The organism is Comamonas thiooxydans (assembly GCF_002157685.2).
Classification (GTDB): domain Bacteria; phylum Pseudomonadota; class Gammaproteobacteria; order Burkholderiales; family Burkholderiaceae_C; genus Comamonas; species Comamonas testosteroni_H.
Window position 1 is genome coordinate 268,550 of sequence record NZ_AP026738.1, and the last position, 18,990, is coordinate 287,539.

Annotated in this window: 19 protein-coding genes; 12 read left to right on the forward strand and 7 right to left on the reverse strand. The window is 64.3% G+C overall.

The window, feature by feature from the left end; genetic code table 11:
- Window positions 1–8: 8 nt before the first annotated feature.
- The 7 genes from CTR2_RS01170 to CTR2_RS01200 all read left to right on the forward strand — a co-directional run bounded on the left by CTR2_RS01170 (window position 9) and on the right by CTR2_RS01200 (window position 8,129).
- Entirely contained in the window at window positions 9–968 is a 960-nt protein-coding gene (locus CTR2_RS01170) for a Bug family tripartite tricarboxylate transporter substrate binding protein (RefSeq protein ID WP_087085408.1), read from the forward strand.
- Window positions 969–1,231: 263 nt separating this feature from the next.
- The gene (locus tag CTR2_RS01175) at window positions 1,232–2,197 is read left to right on the forward strand and encodes a 2-hydroxyacid dehydrogenase (protein ID WP_087085407.1); all 966 of its coding nucleotides are present in this window, start codon (window positions 1,232–1,234) and stop codon (window positions 2,195–2,197) included.
- Between the two features lie 48 nt (window positions 2,198–2,245).
- Window positions 2,246–3,583, forward strand: coding sequence for an enolase C-terminal domain-like protein (locus tag CTR2_RS01180; protein ID WP_087085406.1), 1,338 nt, complete (start codon window positions 2,246–2,248; stop codon window positions 3,581–3,583).
- 192 nt (window positions 3,584–3,775) lie between these two features.
- Window positions 3,776–5,224 (forward strand): aldehyde dehydrogenase family protein, encoded by a 1,449-nt coding sequence (locus CTR2_RS01185; protein ID WP_087085405.1) that lies wholly within the window; start codon window positions 3,776–3,778, stop codon window positions 5,222–5,224.
- Window positions 5,225–5,355: 131 nt separating this feature from the next.
- Complete coding sequence (locus CTR2_RS01190; protein WP_087085404.1) at window positions 5,356–6,237, forward strand: LysR family transcriptional regulator; 882 nt, start codon at window positions 5,356–5,358, stop codon at window positions 6,235–6,237.
- A gap of 92 nt (window positions 6,238–6,329) precedes the next feature.
- Window positions 6,330–7,040 carry a DsbA family oxidoreductase gene (locus tag CTR2_RS01195; protein WP_087085403.1) on the forward strand — a complete coding sequence of 237 codons (711 nt, stop codon included), beginning with the start codon at window positions 6,330–6,332 and terminating at the stop codon, window positions 7,038–7,040.
- A gap of 60 nt (window positions 7,041–7,100) precedes the next feature.
- Window positions 7,101–8,129 carry a cyclase family protein gene (locus CTR2_RS01200; RefSeq protein WP_087085402.1) on the forward strand — a complete coding sequence of 343 codons (1,029 nt, stop codon included), beginning with the start codon at window positions 7,101–7,103 and terminating at the stop codon, window positions 8,127–8,129.
- A gap of 95 nt (window positions 8,130–8,224) precedes the next feature.
- Here CTR2_RS01200 and CTR2_RS01205 read toward each other — a convergent pair whose 3' ends face one another.
- Window positions 8,225–8,920 (reverse strand): LrgB family protein, encoded by a 696-nt coding sequence (locus CTR2_RS01205; RefSeq protein WP_087085401.1) that lies wholly within the window; start codon window positions 8,918–8,920, stop codon window positions 8,225–8,227.
- Window positions 8,921–8,923: 3 nt separating this feature from the next.
- Entirely contained in the window at window positions 8,924–9,391 is a 468-nt protein-coding gene (locus CTR2_RS01210) for a CidA/LrgA family protein (RefSeq protein WP_087085400.1), read from the reverse strand.
- 77 nt (window positions 9,392–9,468) lie between these two features.
- Here CTR2_RS01210 and CTR2_RS01215 point away from each other — a divergent pair, with 77 nt between their 5' ends.
- Window positions 9,469–10,383 carry a LysR family transcriptional regulator gene (locus tag CTR2_RS01215; RefSeq protein WP_087085399.1) on the forward strand — a complete coding sequence of 305 codons (915 nt, stop codon included), beginning with the start codon at window positions 9,469–9,471 and terminating at the stop codon, window positions 10,381–10,383.
- Window positions 10,384–10,432: 49 nt separating this feature from the next.
- A complete protein-coding gene (locus tag CTR2_RS01220; RefSeq protein WP_140401086.1) occupies window positions 10,433–11,104 on the forward strand; it encodes a pseudouridine synthase in 672 nt (223 codons plus the stop codon).
- Here the strand turns inward: CTR2_RS01220 and CTR2_RS01225 are convergent.
- From CTR2_RS01225 to CTR2_RS01235, 3 genes are all read right to left on the reverse strand, one after another.
- On the reverse strand, window positions 11,101–12,186 hold the full coding sequence (locus tag CTR2_RS01225; protein WP_087085398.1) for a hypothetical protein: 1,086 nt from the start codon (window positions 12,184–12,186) through the stop codon (window positions 11,101–11,103). The genes CTR2_RS01220 and CTR2_RS01225 overlap by 4 nt on opposite strands.
- Before the next feature lie 125 nt (window positions 12,187–12,311).
- The gene (locus CTR2_RS01230; RefSeq protein ID WP_238707615.1) at window positions 12,312–12,794 is read right to left on the reverse strand and encodes a hypothetical protein; all 483 of its coding nucleotides are present in this window, start codon (window positions 12,792–12,794) and stop codon (window positions 12,312–12,314) included.
- Window positions 12,795–12,886: 92 nt separating this feature from the next.
- Window positions 12,887–13,525: an MBL fold metallo-hydrolase gene (locus tag CTR2_RS01235; protein ID WP_087085397.1), complete on the reverse strand. Its 639-nt coding sequence runs from the start codon at window positions 13,523–13,525 to the stop codon at window positions 12,887–12,889.
- Between the two features lie 342 nt (window positions 13,526–13,867).
- On the opposite strand from CTR2_RS01235, the gene CTR2_RS01240 reads away from it, so the two are divergent.
- Together CTR2_RS01240 and pntB are read left to right on the forward strand one after the other, a co-directional pair.
- Window positions 13,868–15,532, forward strand: a complete 1,665-nt coding sequence (locus tag CTR2_RS01240) for a Re/Si-specific NAD(P)(+) transhydrogenase subunit alpha (RefSeq protein ID WP_254913475.1) — start codon at window positions 13,868–13,870, stop codon at window positions 15,530–15,532.
- Between the two features lie 27 nt (window positions 15,533–15,559).
- Window positions 15,560–16,975 (forward strand): Re/Si-specific NAD(P)(+) transhydrogenase subunit beta, encoded by a 1,416-nt coding sequence (gene pntB, locus CTR2_RS01245; protein WP_087085396.1) that lies wholly within the window; start codon window positions 15,560–15,562, stop codon window positions 16,973–16,975.
- Window positions 16,976–17,113: 138 nt separating this feature from the next.
- Here the strand turns inward: pntB and CTR2_RS01250 are convergent, their stop codons facing one another.
- A complete protein-coding gene (locus CTR2_RS01250; RefSeq protein WP_087085395.1) occupies window positions 17,114–17,740 on the reverse strand; it encodes a LysE family translocator in 627 nt (208 codons plus the stop codon).
- Between the two features lie 105 nt (window positions 17,741–17,845).
- On the opposite strand from CTR2_RS01250, the gene CTR2_RS01255 reads away from it, so the two are divergent.
- Window positions 17,846–18,301 carry an Lrp/AsnC family transcriptional regulator gene (locus CTR2_RS01255; protein ID WP_087085394.1) on the forward strand — a complete coding sequence of 152 codons (456 nt, stop codon included), beginning with the start codon at window positions 17,846–17,848 and terminating at the stop codon, window positions 18,299–18,301.
- Window positions 18,302–18,468: 167 nt separating this feature from the next.
- Here the strand turns inward: CTR2_RS01255 and azu are convergent, their stop codons facing one another.
- Window positions 18,469–18,924 carry an azurin gene (gene azu / locus CTR2_RS01260; RefSeq protein WP_087085393.1) on the reverse strand — a complete coding sequence of 152 codons (456 nt, stop codon included), beginning with the start codon at window positions 18,922–18,924 and terminating at the stop codon, window positions 18,469–18,471.
- Window positions 18,925–18,990 lie beyond the last annotated feature (66 nt).

Genomic DNA, 18,990 nt, shown 5'->3' on the forward strand with positions numbered 1-18,990 from the left:
TACAAGGCATGAAAAAAATACTGATCACGCTGGGCGCCACCCTGGCCCTGGCTGCCCAGGCGGCCGGCAGCTTTCCCGACAAACCCGTCAACATCATCGTGCCCTTCCCGGCCGGCGGCTCCACCGACACCGTGGCGCGTGCCCTGGCCCTGAGCATGGGCGAGCAACTGGGCAAGCCCTTTGTCGTGGAAAACCGTCCTGGAGCCACGGGCACCATCGGAGCGGGAGCGGTCAAGCGTGCGGCGGCCGATGGCTACACCCTGCTGGTGGCTTCGCTGGGTCCTTTCGTGGTGACCCCTCATATGGTCAGGAACGTGCCCTATGACGCTGGCAAGGATTTCGACTACATCACTGTTCCCGTGCAGGCGCCCAATGTGCTCGTCGCCAGCCCGACGCAAAAGGCCCGCAGCGTGAGCGAGGTGATTGCCGCGCTCAAGGCCAATCCCGGCAAGATCAGTTTTGCAAGCTCCGGCAATGGTTCCTCGGACCATCTGTCGGCCGAGCTGTTCTGGCAGCAGACGGGCACAGAAGCCGTGCATGTGCCCTACAAGGGCGGAGCACCGGCGATCACCGATCTGCTGGGCGGACAGGTGGATTTTTCCTTCCAGAACGTCAATGCCGTGCTGCCCCATCTGCGTAGCGGCAAGCTGCGGGCCATTGCCGTGACCGGTAGCCAGCGTTCGCCCGTGCTGCCCGATGTTCCGACACTGGCCGAGTCCGGTGTCAAGGGCGCGGAGGTCTACTCCTGGCAGGGCATGGCCGCTCCCAAGGGCTTGCCGGCGGATGTCAGGGCCAAACTGGCCAAGGCCGCCATTGTCGCCGTGCAGCAGCCCGACATCCGCAAGCGCTTTGTGGAGCAGGGGCTGGAAATCGTGGGCAACACACCTGAAGAATTCACGCGCTTCCAGGCCCAGGAGAACGAGCGTTGGAAAACCCTGATCCAAACGCGAAAGATCACCGCAGATTGAAATGAGGCCCCCCTGAGTCGCTTCGCGCCTTCCCCCTCTCTCGCTTCGCGGGAGGGGGACGACACCCTCGGTGCGGGGCGGCCCTTCCTCGGTGTCCCTTATCTCTGGCCGCGCCAGTTTCGAACGGATTTTTCTACATCTAGCACAGCGGATAACTGAGATAAAACTGTGGGCTGGCCTCTGGTCATCTCCGCAGGCCTGCCACAGCGCAGGCCCTTTTCACCGGGGCTTACAGCCCCCGCAAGTTCAAAGGATCCCAAGGCATGGCGACTTCCCGCCCCCGCGTTCTCCAGTACGGCAAGATGCCGCTGCCCCAACTCGACACCGAGCTGGCCCAGGCCTATGAAGTGACGCTGCTGTCCGAGCAGCCCGACCGCGAGCGTTTCCTCGCCGAGCACGGCGCGCAGTTTGAATACCTGGTCACCTCGGCCGCCATGGGCCTGCCCGCGGGCGTGGTCGATGCGCTGCCGAACCTGCGCTTCGTGAGCAGCTTTGGCGTGGGCTTCGACGCGCTGGACCGCGACTCCCTTCAACGCCGTGGCGCCCGTGTGGGCTACACGCCCGGCGTGCTCGACGACTGCGTGGCCGACCTGGCCTTTGCCCTGCTGCTGGATGCCACGCGCGGCCTCAGCGAATCCGACCGTTTTGTGCGCCGCGGCGACTGGAATAAGAGCCGTTTCGGCATCCGCACCCGCGCCAGCGGCAAGCGCCTGGGCATCTTCGGCATGGGCCGCATCGGCAGCGCCGTGGCGCGCCGCGCCGCAGGCTTCGACATGGACGTGGCCTATCACAACCGTCGCCCCGTCGAAGGCTCGCCGCACCAGTACCTGCCCTCGCTGCTGGAGCTGGCACGCTGGGCCGACATCCTGGTCGTCACCGCCGCCGGCGGCGAAGGCACGCGCCACCTGGTGAATACCGAGGTGCTGGCCGCCCTGGGCCCGCAAGGTTTTCTGGTCAATGTGGCGCGTGGCAGCGTGGTCGACGAAGCCGCCCTGGCCGATGCCCTGGAGAACAAGCGCATCGCGGGTGCCGGCCTTGACGTGTTCGAGGACGAGCCCCGCCCCTTGCCGGCCCTGCTGGCCCTGGACAACGTGGTGCTGGCCCCCCACATCGCCAGCGGCACCCACGAAACCCGCCGCGCCATGGCCGACCTGGTGCTGCACAACCTGCAGCAGTTCATCGCCACGGGGCATCCCGTGGCCGAAGTTCCTTGGTCTGCCGCGCAGTGATCGCCCTGTGATCCCCTTTTTCCTCCGCGTCTGTTGAAGAGCCTTCCTATGTCCACTACCCCGACCATCACTGCCATTGAAGTCATTCCCGTCGCCGGCCGCGACGGCATGCTCATGAACCTCAGCGGCGCCCACGCCCCCTACTTCACGCGCAACATTGTGCTGGTGCACGACAGCGCGGGCCGTACCGGTGTGGGCGAGGTACCGGGCGGGGAAGGCATTCGCCAGGCCCTGGAGGACGGCAGGCAGGTGCTGATCGGCCGCTCCATCGGCCAGCACCTGCAGCTGCTGCAAGAGCTGCAGAAGTCCCTGGAAGGCCGCGACACCGGCGGCCGCGGCCTGCAGACCTTTGACCTGCGCATCGGCGTGCACGCCGTGACCGCCATCGAATCCGCCCTGCTGGACCTGATGGGCCAGCACCTGGGCGTGCCCGTGGCCGCCCTGCTGGGCGAAGGCCAGCAGCGCGACCGCGTGGAAATGCTGGGCTACCTGTTCTTCGTGGGCCCCAGCGACAAGACCGGCATGGACTACGTCAAGCCCGGCGAGGACAAGCTGGGCACGGACGACTGGACCCAGGTGCGCCATATGACGGCCATGACGCCCGAGACCATCGTGCGCCAGGCCGAAGCCGCCTACGCCCGCTACGGCTTCAACGACTTCAAGCTCAAGGGCGGCGTGCTGGCCGGTGAGCAGGAGGTCGAGGCCGTGACCGCACTGGCCCAACGCTTCCCCGAGGCCCGCGTCACCCTGGACCCCAACGGCGGCTGGCTGCTCAAGGACGCCATCCGTCTGATGCGCGACATGCGCGGCGTGCTGGCCTATGCCGAAGACCCTTGCGGCGCCGAGAACGGCTTCTCGGGCCGCGAGGTTATGGCCGAATTCCGCCGCGCCACCGGCCTGCCCACGGCCACCAATATGGTCGCCACCGACTGGCGCCAGATGGTGCACGCCCTGTCGCTGCAGTCCGTGGACATCCCCCTGGCCGACCCGCATTTCTGGACCATGGCCGGCTCGGTGCGCGTGGGCCAGACCTGCCGCGACTGGGGCCTGACCTGGGGCTCGCACTCCAACAACCACTTCGACATCTCGCTGGCCATGTTCACCCATGTGGCCGCCGCGGTGCCCGGCAAGGTCACGGCCATCGACACGCACTGGATCTGGCAGGACGGCCAGTACCTCACGCAGAACCCGCTGCAGATCAAGGGCGGTTTTGTGAAAGTGCCCAAGACCCCCGGCCTGGGCGTGACCGTGGACCGCGAAGCCCTCAAGCGCGCCAACGCCCTGTATCTGGAACACGGCCTGGGCGCGCGTGACGACGCTATCGCCATGCAGCACCTGATCCCCGGCTGGAAGTTCGACAACAAGCGCCCCTGCATGGTTCGTTAAGCACCCCCTGAGCGGCTGGCGCCGCTTCCCCCTCTCTCGCTGCGCGGGAGGGGGACGACACCTTCGCTGCGGGACGGCCCTTGCTCGGTGTCCCTGGCCTGGGCCACGCCAGTGGCAAGCGTCATGCCCTGACCGCCACGCCGCTGCGTTTCTCACACTGCCACCGACCCTCTTTTTCTTACGGAGAACTCCATGTCCCGCTACGACAATCTCATCAATGGTCAATGGACGGCCGCCACCACCTACAGCCCCAACACCAACCCCAGCGACCTGTCCGATGTGATCGGCGAGTACGCCCAGGGCGGCGCGTCCGATGTGCAGGCCGCCGTGGCCGCCGCTGCGGCCGCTTTCCCGGCCTGGTCGACCTCGGGCATCCAGGCGCGTTCCGACGCCCTGGACAAGATAGGCACGGAGATCCTGGCGCGCAAGGCGGAGCTGGGCGAGCTGCTGGCCCGCGAGGAAGGCAAGACCCTGCCCGAAGCCATTGGCGAAGTCGGCCGTGCCGGCCAGATCTTCAAGTTCTTTGCAGGCGAATGTCTGCGCCTCACGGGCGAGACCGTGCCTTCGGTGCGCCCAGGCATTGGCGTGGAAATCACGCGCGAGCCCATCGGCGTGGTCGGCCTGATCACGCCCTGGAACTTCCCCATCGCCATCCCGGCCTGGAAGATCGCCCCGGCCCTGGCTTTCGGCAACTGCGTGGTCTTGAAGCCCGCCGACCTGGTGCCCGGCAGTGCCTGGGCCCTGGCCGACATCATCCATCGCTCGGGCATCCCCACCGGCGTGTTCAATCTGGTCATGGGCCGCGGCCGTGTGATCGGCGAGGCCCTGGTGAATCACGCCGATGTGGCCGCCATCAGCTTCACGGGTTCGGTGGGCGTGGGTCGCGGCATTGCCGAAGCCTGCGTGAAGAGCGGCAAGAAGGTGCAGCTGGAAATGGGCGGCAAGAACCCCCAGATCGTGCTGGACGATGCCGACCTGAACCAGGCCGTGGAACTGTCGGCCCAAAGCGGCTTCTACTCCACGGGCCAGCGCTGCACGGCATCGAGCCGCCTGATCGTGACCGACAAGATCTACCCGGCCTTCATCGAGGCCCTGCAGGCGCGCATGGCCAACATCAAGGTCGGCGATGCGCGTGCCGCCGGCACCGACATGGGCCCCGTGGTCAGCCAGGCCCAGCTGGAGCAAGACCTTAGCTATGTAGAGATCGCCAAGGCCGAAGGCGCGCGCCTGGCCGCTGGCGGTGCCCGCGTGGCCTGCCACACGGGCAGCGGCAAGCAAGGCTTCTACATGGCGCCCACGTTGTTCGTGGACACCGAAGCCGGCATGCGCATCAACCGCGAGGAAGTCTTCGGCCCCGTGGCCAGCGTGATCCGCGTCAAGGACTACGACGAAGCCCTGGCCGTGTCCAACGACACGCCGTTCGGCCTGTCGGCCGGCATTGCCACCACCAGCCTCAAGTACGCCACCCACTTCAAGCGCCACAGCCAGGCCGGCATGGTCATGGTCAACCTGCCCACGGCGGGCGTGGACTACCACGTGCCGTTTGGCGGTCGCAAGGGCAGCAGCTACGGCCCGCGCGAGCAGGGCCGCTATGCCCAGGAGTTCTACACCACGGTGAAGACGGCCTATACGCTGGCCTGATGCTTGGGGCTGTTCGAGCCTGCGGCAGGGCTTGAGCAGTCCACGTTTCAGAAGAAGAGCGAGCCCACGCCGGTCGCGTCGGCCCTGCGAAAGCTGCTAGGCTTCGGCTCAGGTTTTCGCTCTTCTCTTCCATGGATTCGCTCACCCCTTTGCGCGCCTTTCGGCGCATTGTTGAACTGGGCAGCATTGCCAGGGCAGCCGACGCACTCGATCTTTCCTCGGCGGCTCTCAGCAAGCAGTTGCGCGCGCTGGAGGCACAGCTGGGAGCGGTGCTGATCCAGCGCACCACACGCCGCATGAGTCTGACCGATACCGGCCGGGCCTATTACGCCGAATGCTGTCGGCTGCTGGATGGCTTTGACATGCTGGAGCAATCGGTGCGGGCGCAGTCTCAGCAGGTGACCGGGCGGCTGCGCGTGAACGCGCCGCTGTCGTTTGCGCTGAGCACGCTGGCGCCGCTGCTGGCGCACTTCATGCAGCGCCATCCGCAATTGCAGCTCGATCTGTCCATGGAAGACCGGCTGGTGGACGCCGTGGGCCAGGGATTCGATGTCTCCATACGCCTGAGCGCCGAACTGGCGGATTCATCGCTGATTGCGCGGCGCCTGGCCTCGCTGTCGCAAATGCTGTGCGCTTCGCCGGCCTATTTGCAGCAACACGGCCGCCCGACCAGCGTGGCCGCGCTGCGTGGCCATGCGCTGCTGAACTACAGCCTGGCACAGGCTGACGACGGCCTGCAAGTTCCGAGCGAAGCACGAGCCAGCGTCAACAACAGCCTGATGTTGCGAGAGCTGCTGGTGGCTGGCATGGGCATTGGTGCACTGCCGTCTTTTCTGGCCCGGCCAGCCATCGCCAAGGGCCAGCTGGAGGCGTTAGACCTGCAAGACTGGGCCGAGCAGCCGCGCCATGTCTACGTGGTCTACCCCACGCAACGCCACCTGCAGCCCAAGGTGCGCGCCTTTGTGGACTTTCTGGCCGAGGCCCTGCCTGTGGCCATGAGTGGGGATTCTTGACGCTGGATTAAGAGTTTCTCAAGCGCAGGCCTCTTACTCCTGCGAGGCCTGCGCCCTACGCTTGCTGTCCATCAGCCATGAAGGACACAAGCATGACGCAATGCCATGATTTTTCCTGCGCTCTGCCCGCGCAGGCCGCACCCCATCCAGCCTCTGACCCGGTCCTGTCCGCGGCAGCGCAGGCAGCTCCCACCATCGATTTCTTCCACGACGTGGTTTGCGGCTGGTGCTATGTGATGTCGCCGCGCCTGCGCCAGGTGGCTGGCGAGCTGGGCCTGCGCGTACGTCAGCGCAGCTTTGTGCTGCAAGCCTCTCGTGCCGAGATGGTGGCAAGGTTTGGCTCCATGGTGCAGGCCAAGCAGACCATTCTCGGGCACTGGGAGGCCTGCGCACGGCATGACGACACACAGCGCATCGACATCGAAGGCATGCGCCGCGAAGCCTTTGAGTACCCCAGCGGCCTGGCCGGCGCACTGGCCTGCCAGGCCGCCCAGATCCTGGAGGGCGACGAGGCCCACTGGAATCTGTTCGATGCCATACAGCACGCCCATATGAGTGCCCATCGCAACATAGGCGACGCCGAGGTGCTGCTGGACATCGCCACGCACACCGGCTTCGAGCGCAATGCTTTTGCACGCTGCATGGAAAGTGCCGAGGCCTTGAACATGGTTCACCAGGACCTCGCACTGGCTCAGCACCTGGGCCTGCGCAGCATTCCCACCTTGATCGCCCAGGGCCTGCCACCGCTGCAGACCCAGCCCCTGAACATGCTGCGTGAACGGCTGCGCGCCCTGGTGGGCTAAGCCATTTCCTCTCACTTTTTCACTCGCGCCGAAAGGCGCACCGCCTCCTAGGAAACACTCATGAACTTCTCTTTCCGCGCCCGTGTCCGGCGCTTGCCCACCCTGTTGCTCGCGATGGCAGCAGTGTTCTCCGGCCTGGCTCATGCCCACGGTGGCCACACGCTCCCGGCCGGCGCCCGCCAGGACGTGGGCACCAGCCCCTGGGGGCCGGCCGACGAGATCGGCCGCCTGAACCTGATCACGCCCGCCTCGCGCGCTGCCATCCTGCAGCGCATCACGGGCGGCCAGGTCTATGACCTGGCCACCGAGTACTACGTGGGAATGCCCAGCTGGCAGGACGCAGGCGATCCGCACTACCAGTTCTGGATGACGCACACGCCGCGCGGCACCGTGGTGGACGACCCCATGAACGTAGGCAAGGACATGAACGCCACGCGCAGCTACACGGGCACGGCGTTCTCCATGTACAGCCACACGGGCACGCACATCGACGCGCTCAACCACTTCGGCATACGCGGCAGGATCTGGAACGGCTTCAGCGCCGACCAGCACCTGGGCGACCGGGGCTGGCAGCGCACGGGCATAGAGAAATTCCCGCCGCTGGTGGCGCGCGGCGTGCTGATTGATGTGGCGGCCGCCAAGGGCGTCGACATGCTTCCCGACCAGTACCGGATCACGCGCCAGGACCTCAAGGACGCGCTGGCACGCCAGAACGTGACGCTGCAGGAGGGCGATGTCGTGCTGATTCGCACGGGTCGCATGAAGCTCTACGACCAACCCCAGGCCTATATGGCCAAACCCCCGGGGCTGGGCCTGGATGCCGCGCGCTTTCTGGCAGAGGATGCCGGCGCCATGATTGTCGGCGCCGACAACCTGAGCCTGGAGACTTTCCCCTCAGAAGTGGACGATGACTATGTGCCGTTGCACAGCTACCTGCTGGCGCAGCAAGGCATTCCCATCATGGAGTTGGTGGCCCTGGACGGGCTCTCGCGAGACAAGGTTTATGAGTTCGTATTCATCGGAAACCCGTTGAAGATCCGAGGCGGCGACGCCGCGCCGCTGCGCCCGATTGCCATTCCGGTGCACTGAGTGCTGCACTCCACGCGGCCTGTGCCGCACCCGCACCTGCAGTGCTAGTCGCGCAGCGATGCGGGAGCGGCGCAGGCACCCGGTGTTTCAGAGGGTCAGAAAAACAGTGTTCGTACCCAGGGCGCGGCCAGCACGTTGACGGCACCGGCAATCATCATCACCAGCGATGCCATCACGGCCTGTACCTCGCCGGCCTGGCGCGCCCTGGCCACGCCGCTGCCATGGGCGGCGCCGCCCCAGCTGGCGCCCGTGGCCAGCTTGCTGCGGATGCGGGGCAGCACACGCAGCACGGTCTCGCCCAGCAGCATGGCACTGACCCCGGTCAGCAGCACGAACAGCGCCGCCAGATCGGTGGGGCCGCCCAGCACTTTCTCGGCCTCGATCGCAAACGGTGTCGTGATGCTGCGCACGGCCAGGCCTTTTTGCAGCGCCTCGGACAGGCCGAACATATCGGCAAACGCAATGGTGGTGGAGATGGAGACCAGGCTGGCCATGACCACTCCGGTGGCAATCGACATCCAGTGCTTGCGCAGCAGCTTGCGGTTCTCGTACAGCGGCAGTGCAAATGCCACCGTGGTGGGGCCCAGCAGCCAGACCAGCCAGTGTGTCTGGGCAATGTATTGGGGGTAGCTGACATGGGTCAGCAGCGACAGGCCGATCAGCACCATGGGAGTGGCAACGATGGGCATCAGCAACGGGTGGGGATGCTTGCGATACAGGCGCTTGTTGACCCAGTAGCAGGCCACGGTGGCCAGCAGCGACAGCAGGCCGATGACTTCATTCGACAGCATGGCTTACTCCTTGCCGGCTTCGCGGCTGGACTTGCGCCTTGCCAGCCACAGCTCGAAGCGATAGACACGATCGACTGCCAGTGCAGTCACAGCCATCACGCAGGCTGTGCTGGCCACGATGACGGCCAGAATGCGCAGGCCCTGGTGGCGTATCAGATCAGGGTATTCGGTGACCACCAGCATGGCGGGCACAAAGAACAGCAGCATCTCGGCCAGCAGCCAGTTGGTGCCGCTTTGCAGCCAGCGTGCCTTGACCAGGCCCGAAAAAAGGCCCACGGCCAGCAGGCCGAAACCGATCAGGCCGGCCGGCATGCTCCAGCCGAAATGCTGACGCAGCACATCCATGGCAATCCAGATGGCGCTGAGCAGGCACACTTGCAGCACGGCCTTGAGCAGTTGCCAGAGTGTTTGGACAAGAGAATGGCTGTAGCCCTGGGCGCGAGGGGCTACAGCTTCCGTAATCTGTGACATGGGTGAAATTCTAGGGTTTTCACCTATATTCATAAAATGACTTATTTTCATTTTTTCCATGCGTAAAAGGAATTGTCATGGACTTGCGCGCCCTGCGCTATTTCATTGAGGTGGTGCGCCAGAATGGCTTTACCCGCGCGGCCGAAACCCTGCATGTGACCCAGCCCACTATCAGCAAGATGGTCAAGGCGCTGGAAGATGAGTTCGGTGGCCGTTTGCTGCTGCGCGAGGGGCGGGGCGTACAGCTCACCGATGCCGGCCAGGTGGTCTATGACCGCGGACTGGACATTCTTGAACAGGCCCAGCTGCTGCGCCGCCAGGTGGCCGAGGTGGATCACATTACACGCGGCGAACTGTCCCTGGGCATCATGCCCACCACGGGCCATTACATGGCGCCGGTGATCGCGCTGTTCCAGCAGCGCTATCCGGGTGTGAACCTGCAGGTCAACGAGCAGGGGGCACGTGCCCAGTACCAGCTGATCCAGGAAGGCCAGCTGGATATGGCGCTGGGCCTGTTCTCAGCCCCCGATCCTGCGCTGGAGCGCTACACCGTGGCACGCCAGAAGACGCGCGTGGTGCTGTCGGCCCGGCAGGTGCCAGACTCCGACCAGCCCATGCGCTGGAGCGATCTGCGCGACCTGCCGTTTGTGCTCTACACCTCGGACTTTGCTCTGCACGAGCATGTGCTGCAGCAATGCCAGGCGGCTGGCTTCACGCCACAGGTCAAGCTGCAGACACGCTACTGGGATTTCATAGGCCATCTGGTCGCGGCCCAGGTGGGCGTGGCCGTGATGTTCGAGCATGTCATTGCCCGCTATGACCCGCAGCGCGTGGCCAGCCGCCCGCTGGTGGAACCCGAGATCCCCTGGGATGTGGCGCTGATGTGGCGGCCCGGCTACCTGTCGCGTGCGGCCCAGGCCTGGCTGAACTGCGTGCGTGAGGTTTATCCACAGCCGCTCCTCGGTGCTGCTTTTCCGAATTTTCAAAACTGATAGCTGTTTTCCATTGTCCGGTAAGCGATACAAGGCTTTTTTATGCTTGATGTCAGTTCTGGTCTTTGTTGCTAAGCTCGTTGCCATGCCCCGCCCGTTCTCTTCCAATCGCTCCAGCAACTTGCGCCGCAGCACCGTGGTGCGCCAGCCCGCGCCCCGGCCCGAGGTCACGCGTCTGCTGTGCTTTCACAAGCCCTATGGAGTGCTCAGCCAGTTCACGCCCGAGGGCAAGTGGCAGGGCCTCAAGGACTGGATCGATGTGCCTGGTGTCTATGTGGCGGGCCGGCTCGATGCCGACAGTGAAGGCCTGCTGCTGCTGACCAATGACGGCCAGTTGCAGGCCCGCATTGCCGATCCGCGCCACAAGATGGAGAAGACCTACTGGGTGCAGGTCGAAGGCATGCCCGACGAGGCTGCTTTGCAGCGCCTGCGCGAGGGCGTGGAGTTGAGCGACGGCAAGACACTGCCCGCCAAGGCCCGCCTGATAGAGCCCCAGCCCCTGATGTGGCCGCGCAACCCGCCGATTCGCGTGCGCCAGAACATTCCCGATTGCTGGATCGAGCTCATCATCCGCGAGGGCAGGAACCGCCAGGTGCGTCGCATGACGGCAGCCGTCGGCCACCCCACGCTGCGCCTGGTGCGCATGGCCGTGGGGCCTTATTCGATTGAAGGGGTGGAGCCCGGCCAGTGGCTGGATGTGTTGCCGCTCAGTGGTTCTTAGCGCAAAGTATCGAGCCGCAGCAGCTCATCTTCATCCTCCGGCAAGGTCGCTGCCTGCCAGCGCGGCAGAGCCGGCCAGGGGCGAAAGCGACTCCATCCCACTTGCACCTCCTGCAGATTGCCCCGCAGCAATGGAATAGCGGTCGTCAGCTCGGATTGGCGAGTCCGCACGCATTCGCGCAGCGATTGCATGGCTTGCTGGCCACGCCCGAAAAAGCGCTGTCTGCCCAACCAATCGGGGGACGGCTGGCATTGGGCATAGGCCAGTGGCAGGCTGCTGACCTCTCCTTCCACCACGGAAATCAGGGCCTGCAGATGCATGTTGAGTTGCTCCTGCGGCATCAGACCCGCCAGTTGCAACTCCAGCGCATCTTTATGAAAACGATAGCGTGCGGGCAGGGCGGCGCTCAGGGTATAGCTGCCGCCACTGCGCGAGCGGGCACGGTGACTCAGGATGCGGCTGCCTTGCTCCAGCATCGGGCGGACCAACTGCAACAAGGCCTGCTGGTGCTCGGCATCGTTGTGCTTCAGGGGGATGCGCAACTGCGTGCTGTCATAGCCCCGCCATTGCTCGCGCCAGACCATCCAGCCCGCCGTATGCGGTACGAAGAAAATCAGGGTGATAAGGGACAGCATGGGCACAATGCCCGCTGCCAGCGACCAGGCCGCCCTGATCTCGGCAGCGGCAGAGGCCTCCTCACCCAGGCTGACGAGATTGCCGCTCAGCTTGATGAGGGTGGCAAGACTGATGGCAAAGACCAGGCCACAGATCAGAGAAAGCTGCTCGGGCGAATAAAGGCTATCGGGCAGATGAATCAGTGTGGCCAGTGCGGCGGTACATCCCAGCAGAGCCACGGCTGCGGACAGCAGATAGAACAGGGCGCAAGGGGCCTGCTGCGGGACATCGAGAGCCGGGTTCTGCTCCAGCTCGCGCAGCAACTGCCTGCGGCGCCACCAGCGCAGCGGCTGCCAGAGCAGGGCGCTGACCGCCAGGCCGGCGAGCATGCTGATGAACAGCGCCGAAAAAGCCCATAGCAGCAAGGCTGCCATCAGCAAGATACACAGTCCGGCCAACCAGTTCATTCCCGCGATTGTCCTTTTGAATTGATAGCTGCTTGTGTTTGATGGACAAGCAATCTAGCCTGTTGTGAATGAAAAATCGCGCTGCCTGCAATCGCAGGTCAGCGCGATGGTCTGATGCTACAGGTTCAGCTGCAGCTCTTGTTGTTGGCGCCATGCATGCCGGCTGCTTTGGCATCGGCCTCGCTCATGTATTTGCCGTTCTTGGTCGTACCGTAAAAGCGGGTGCCGGGGCAGTGGTAGATCTTGCTGTCCTCATTGGCCCAGACCTTGCCTGCACCGCCGCCAGGCGCGGCGGTCGCGGCCGGTTTGGCGCCTGCAGCAGCCTTGGCAGTGGCCTGCTGATCAATGCCCTTGCGGCCCGAGCAAGCTCCCTTGGAGGACGCCGCGCTCATGGTGGAGCCATCCTTGCAGACAAAGGTCTGCATGTCCGCCTTGGCAGCGGCAGGGGCCGGCGCTGCCTTTGCTGCGGGTTCTGCCGCCGGCTTGGCGGGCATGGGGGCTGTTTTGGCGGCCGGTGCGGCAGGCGCCGCTGCCGGAGCCTGGGCCAGGCTAGGCAATGAGCTGCTGACCAGGGCTGAAACCAGGCAAATCTTCCATAAATTGCGCATACGAACTCCCTCCAACAGATGTGATGTCACAAGGCGTGACAGGCGCATGCTGCTACGGAAGACCTGATTCCGCAAGTCTCGGTCGTCAGGCTTCAGGTCCCGCTGACATAGGGGTTCAGCTTGCGCTCGCGGCCGAAGCTGCTTTCCGGGCCATGCCCGGGGATGAAGATCGTCTGATCGCCCATGGGCCACAGCCGCTGCACGATGGAGTCGATCAGCTGCTGATGATTGCCCTGAGGGAAGTCCGTGCGGCCTATGCTGCCGGCAAACAGCACATCGCCGACAAAGGCGCGGTCGATCTGCGGCGAGTGGAAGACCACATGGCCGGGCGTGTGGCCGGGGCAGTGGCGCACGTTCAGCGTTTCCTGGCCGATGGTCACGGTGTCGCCGTCATGCAGCCAGCGCGTGGGCACAAAGGGGTCTGAGTGGGGAAAGCCGAACATGGCGCCCTGTTGGGGCAGGCCGTCGATCCAGAACTGGTCGCCTTCATGCGGGCCGATGATGGGCAAGGCGTGCTTGGCCGCGAGCTCGCTGGTGCCTCCGGCATGGTCGATATGGGCGTGGGTGATCCAGATGGCCTTGAGATTCAGGCCCAGGCGCTCCACCTCCCACTCGATCTGCTCGATATCACCGCCGGGGTCGATGACGGCCGCATCCATGGTCTGGTCGCACCAGACGAGAGAGCAGTTCTGTTGAAAGGCGGTGACGGGGACGGTGTGATATTGCAACATGGGTGACTTGTATTTTTCGGGCGTTTGCGTAGTCTCGCGGTCAGCGAACCCCGCAAGCATGACACGGCATGACACGCGCATCAAAAATGCCCGCTCAGATTCTGGCGTCATCCCTCATTTGAGCTAGCATGGATGCGAGTGCCCCATTTTGGTGCGGGCTGCTAAAACGTATTTGTGCTGCAAGGCAGCGGGCAGTCGCTTCATGGGAAGCGGCCCGACACAGTTTCAAGATCGTTCAGGCCGTGCCAATGCCCATGCAATACAAGTTCCTCCCACGGGCAGGAATGGCAGGGGACGGGTCGGTCTGGAGGAAAACCGTTTTTAAACTCCAGGAGACTCTGCATGTCTACCTCTTCCAACCAGCCGAGCGGCGCTGGCGCCCAACGTGGTGACGCCCAACGCTCTGGCGCCCAACGCTCTGGCGCCCAACGCATCGGCATCCCGCGGGAAACCTTCCCGTTGGAAAAGCGCGTGGCCACCGTGCCCGATGTGGTCGAAAAACTCATCAAGCTGGGCTTTTCGGTCGCCATCGAATCGGGCGCCGGCGATGCCGCCAACTTCAGCGATGACGCTTATCGCGCAGTGGGTGCCGAGGTGCTGCCCAACGCTGCTGCGGTCTGGGCTGCTGCCGACATCCTCTTCAAGGTGCGCCCGCCCACCTCGGAGGAAGTCGCGCTGATGCGCGAAGGCCAGATCCTGATCGACTTCATCTGGCCTGCCCAGAACCCCGATCTGATGCAGCAACTGGCCGCCAGGAAGGTGACGGTGCTGGCGATCGACTCGCTGCCCCGCACGCTGAGCCGTGCGCAGAAGATGGATGCACTGACCTCCATGGCCGGTGTCTCGGGCTACCGCGCGGTGATCGAGGCCGCCAACGCCTTTGGCCGCTATTTCAACGGCCAGATCACGGCTGCAGGCAAGGTGCCGCCAGCCAAGGTCTTCATCGCTGGCGCTGGCGTGGCCGGTCTGTCGGCCATTGGCACGGCTGCCAATCTGGGCGCCATCGTGCGTGCCAACGACACGCGGGCCGAAGTGGCCGATCAGGTCACATCGCTGGGTGGTGAGTTCGTCAAGGTCGACTACGAAGAGGACGGTGCCGGCGGCGGCGGCTATGCCAAGGTGATGAGCGAGGGCTTCCAGGCCGCGCAGCGCCAGATGTATGCCCAGCAGGCCAAAGATGTGGACATCATCATCACCACCGCGCTGATCCCCGGCAAACCGGCGCCCAAGCTGATCACGGCCGAGATGGTGCAGAGCATGAAGCCCGGCAGCGTGATCGTCGACATGGCGGCCGAGCAGGGCGGCAACTGCGAGCTGACCGTGCCCAATGAGGCCGTGGTGCGCCACGGCGTGACCATCATCGGCTACACCGACCTCGCATCGCGCCTGGCCAAGCAATCGTCCACGCTGTACGCCACCAACCTGCTGCGCCTGACCGAAGAGCTGTGCAAGGCCAAGGATGGCGTGGCCGTGGTGAATATGGAAGACGATGCGATTCGCGGCCTGACGGTTGTCAAGGACGGCGAGATCACCTGGCCTGCCCCGCCCCTTGCCCAGGCGCCCAAGCCAGCCCCCAAGCCGGCCGCGGCCGTGGTGGAGCAGAAGAAAGGCGGCCACGGCCATGGCGCTGCCGGCCCGCTGCCGGCCAAGACCTTGGCCATTATTTTTGCGATTGCCGCCGTGGCCTTCTGGTTCATCGGCGCCTACGCGCCAGCGGCCTTCCTGGGCCATTTCACGGTGTTCGTGCTGGCCTGCTTCATCGGCTACATGGTGGTGTGGAATGTGACGCCTGCCTTGCACACGCCGCTGATGAGCGTGACCAACGCCATCTCCAGCATCATCGCCATTGGCGCTCTGGTACAGATTGCACCGCCGGGAACGGCGGGCACGGGCCGTCCGGATGAACTGATCCGCTGGCTGGCCTTTGCTGGGCTTGTGCTGACTGCTATCAATATGTTTGGCGGCTTTGCCGTGACACGTCGCATGCTGGCCATGTTCCGCAAATAAGAAGAACGAGCACAAGAGAGAAACACCATGTCCCAAAGTCTCGCAACGGTGGCCTATCTGGGGGCTGCCATCCTGTTCATCCTCAGCCTCGGCGGGCTGTCCAATCCCGAAACCTCGCGCCGCGGCAATCTGTTCGGCATGATCGGCATGGCGCTGGCCGTGCTGGCCACCGTGTTCGGCCCGCGTGTCGATGCCGGCGGCATCGCCTGGATCGTCGGCGCGCTGGTGGTCGGCGGCGGTATCGGCCTGTATGCGGCCAAGGTCGTCAAGATGACCCAGATGCCCGAGCTGGTCGCCCTCATGCACAGCCTGGTCGGTCTGGCCGCCTGTCTGGTGGGCTTTGCCAGCTATGTCGATACCTCCATCCAGCTCGCCGGCGCAGAAAAAGCCATTCACGAGGTGGAAATCTACGTGGGCATCCTGATCGGCGCGGTCACCTTCTCGGGCTCGCTGATTGCCTTTGGCAAGCTCAACGGCAGAATCGGCGGCAAGCCGCTGCTGCTGCCCGCACGTCACTGGCTCAATCTGATCGCGCTGCTGGTGGTGATCTGGTTCGGCCGCGAGTTTTTGCATGCCGAAACCGTGGCGGACGGCATGTTGCCGCTGGTCGTGATGACCGCCATTGCGCTGCTGTTCGGGGTGCACATGGTCATGGCCATCGGTGGCGCCGACATGCCCGTGGTGGTGTCCATGCTCAACAGCTACTCGGGCTGGGCTGCTGCGGCGACCGGCTTCATGCTGGGCAATGACCTGCTGATCGTCACCGGCGCGCTGGTGGGCTCTTCGGGCGCCATCCTGAGCTACATCATGTGCCAGGCCATGAACCGCAACTTCATCAGCGTGATTGCCGGAGGCTTTGGTTCCGGCGCTCCCGCCAAGAAGGGCGGTGCCGCTGCGGCTGCTGAGCCCCAGGGTGAAGTGGCACCGGTCAGCGCCGCCGAGACGGCCGAGATGCTGCGCGAAGCCAAGAGCGCCATCATCGTGCCCGGCTACGGCATGGCCGTGGCCCAGGCCCAGCACACGGTCAACGAAATCACCCGAACCCTGCGCGAAAAAGGCGTCGCTGTGCGCTTTGCCATCCATCCGGTGGCAGGACGCATGCCCGGTCACATGAACGTGCTGCTGGCCGAGGCCAAGGTGCCTTACGACATCGTGATGGAGATGGACGAGATCAACGAAGACTTCCCCGAGACCGATGTGGCCATCGTCATCGGCGCGAACGACATCGTGAACCCCGCGGCTCAGGACGATCCCGAGAGCCCCATCGCCGGCATGCCGGTGCTGGAAGTCTGGAAGGCCAAGACCTCCATCGTGATGAAGCGCTCCATGGCCTCCGGCTATGCAGGCGTGGACAATCCGCTGTTCTACAAGGACAACAACCGCATGCTGTTCGGCGATGCCAAGAAGATGCTCGACGAGGTACTGGGGGCTCTGAAGAGCTGATGAGATGGAGTGGCCTCTGCTGAGGCGCTCTGCCCCCTCTGCCGCCTTGCCTTGCAATGCGGGAGCCCGGTGTCCCGGGTTGTGGCATATGCCTGTTCTTGAAATGCCTGCGGTTTTCGGCCGCAGGCATTTTTGCTGTCAGAGATGTTGAACGGCGATTTCACCGAGCAGCACGGCGGCAATCACCAGCATCAGCGTGCCAGACAGGCGCGAGACGGCAAGCGCGGCGGAAGGCCGCGAGCGCAGCACGCTTTGCGAGCCCCAGCCCACGCCGAAGTAGACCACGGCGCAACTGGCTGCATGGACCGCGCCCAGAGCCATGATTTGCGCAAACACCGGCCAGCTCTCGGCAGGCCGCACAAACTGCGGCAGCAGGGCCAGCAACAGCAACAGCTGCTTGGGGTTGAGGCCGCTGACGCTGGCTCCCTTGATCGTCCAGTGCCAGCGCGTGCCGCTCTCGGCATCGCTGGCGCTGCCGATGGCTGCGGGGCTGTGCCACAGGCCCACGCCCATCCAGGCCAGGTACAGCGCGCCGGTGGCCGTCAAGGCGGTGAGCAGGGCCGGGTTGCGCGCCACCAGGGCGCCCACGCCCGCTGCCACAGCCAGCGTGGCCAGCAGCGCACCGCAGGCCAGGCCCAGCGTGGCGGGTAGCACCAGCCGCCGGCCGCGCAGACCGGCCGAGATCACATAGGCCCAGTCGGCCCCGGGCGTGAGCACCAGAAGAAAGGAGACGGCCCAGAAGGCGGTCAAGGCGGCGTAGGACACGAAATTTCCTCGAAAAGCGTTGATGCCGAGAGAATATGGAAGAGGAGCGAGAATGTGCTCTCAATATTTGCCACTGAACGGCTTGAAATTGGAAGAAACTGCCTCGTGAACTCGCTGGATCGAAAAATTCTTGCTGCGCTCGAAAACAATGGCCGCCTCACGGTGACCGAGCTGGCCGAGCAGGTGGGCCTGAGCCTGTCGCCCTGCCACCGGCGTGTGCGTGCACTGGAGGACTCGGGCGTGATTCGCGGCTACCGCGCCGAACTGGACCCTGCGGCGCTGGGGCTGGATTTCTCGTCGCTGGTCTTTGTCACGCTCAAGGACAGCAAATCCGTGCCTGCGTTCGAGGATGCCGTGGCCCGGCTCGACAATGTGGTGCAGGCCCAGCGCCTGTTCGGCGATCCCGACTATCTGCTGCAGGTCGTGGTGCGTGATCTGCCTGCCTACCAGCGGCTTTATGACGAGCAACTGACCCGGCTGCCCGGCGTGCTGCGCATGACGTCCACGCTGGTCATGAAGCATGTGGTGAGCAACAGACCGCTGACTTCGGCAATGGAATAAGCCATGAAAAAGCGCCTGTGACGCGAATCACAGGCGCTTTGATGCAGCCGGATGAGCTCCTTATTTAAGAGCTGCTGGCGCTTGTCCATCAATGTTTTTCAGTGTGAATAACTTCAAAACTTATGTGAAGAAAGCGCTGCAAGCTCCTGAATCGGGAGCTTCGGAGCTCAGGAGCCCAGCTTGAGCGAGCCCTTCATGAGGGCCGAGTGACCGGGGAAGGAGCAGAAGAAGGCATAGTCAGTGCCAGCCTTGAGCTTGCTCGCATCGATGTCGAACTTGGTAGTCTCGCCGCCACCGATCACCTTGGAGTGAGCCAGCACGCGTGCATCGCCGGCCTTCACATAGTCGGCGCCAGCACCCGCGGCCATGCCGTCGGTGATCACGGCCTGCATGTCGGCAGCGGTGCTGACCACGATGTTGTGGCCCATGGCGGTCTTGGGCATCTTGCCCACATGCTTGAGAGTCACGCTGAACTTCTTGCAGGACTTGGGCACATCGATGCTTTTGACATTGAACTGCATGGCATCGTTGCTTTCAACGACGGCTTCGCAGCCTGCCGCCATGGCGGGTGCGCTCATGGCACCGACTGCACACAGGGCCAGGGTCATCAGGATCTTCTTCATTGGCTATTCCTTTTCCTAAAAGCGAAACGGGAACCGCTGTGGCCTTGTCGCCATCCAGGTTCCGCA